The organism is Streptomonospora alba (genome assembly GCF_000826685.1).
GTDB lineage: Bacteria > Actinomycetota > Actinomycetes > Streptosporangiales > Streptosporangiaceae > Streptomonospora > Streptomonospora alba.
The window spans coordinates 1-825 of record NZ_JROO01000059.1 but is presented as its reverse complement, the minus strand read 5'-3'; the positions used below and the strand labels follow the sequence as shown (position 1 = coordinate 825).

Genomic DNA, 825 nt, shown 5'->3' with positions numbered 1-825 from the left:
TCGGGGCGGGTGGCGTACTCGCTGGGGTTGTGCGGTCCGGCGGTGAGTGTGGACACGGCGTGCTCGTCGTCGCTGGTGGCGCTGCACCAGGCGGTGCAGGCGCTGCGGCGGGGCGAGTGCGGTCTCGCCCTCGCCGGCGGGGTCTCGGTCATGGCGAGCCCGGGGGTCTACACCGAGTTCTCGCACCAGGGTGGTTTGTCGCGTGATGGGCGGTGCCGGTCGTTCGGTGCGGGGGCCGATGGGACGGGGTTCGGTGAGGGTGCGGGTGTGGTGGTGCTGGAGCGGTTGTCGGATGCGTTGGAGCGGGGCCGGTGTGTGTGGGGGGTGGTGCGTGGGTCGGCGGTGAATCAGGACGGTGCGAGTAACGGGTTGTCGGCTCCCAGTGGTGGGGCTCAGGAGCGGGTGCTGCGTGCGGCGCTGGCGGATGCGGGGGTGGGGCCGGAGGCTGTGGGTGTGGTGGAGGGGCATGGGACGGGGACGCGGTTGGGGGATCCGATCGAGGCGGGGGCTGTGGGTGCGGTGTATGGGGCTTGCGGGTCGGGGGTGGTGCTGGGGTCGGTGAAGGCGAATATCTCGCATGTGCAGGCGGCTGCGGGTGTTGCGGGGTTGATCGCGTTGGTGGGGTCGTTGGGGCGGGGGGTTGTTGCGGGGTCGCCGGGCGTGGCCGACGGGGTTTCCGAACTGATCGATTGGGACGGGCTGGGGATCGGAGCGACCGCGCAAGCGCGTCCGTGGCCCGTGACCGGCGGCGCTGCGCGGTTCGGCGGTGTGTCGTCGTTCGGGATCAGCGGTACCAACGCCCACGCCGTCGTCGAGCAACCCCCG

The 825-nt window shown here is 72.0% G+C and carries 1 protein-coding gene; it reads left to right on the top strand.

Translation table 11 applies throughout. The annotated features are described in order from the left end of the window. Window positions 1–9: 9 nt before the first annotated feature. Window positions 10–825: polyketide synthase (locus LP52_RS24340; RefSeq protein ID WP_338011661.1), on the top strand; the 816-nt coding region annotated here is incomplete at its 3' end.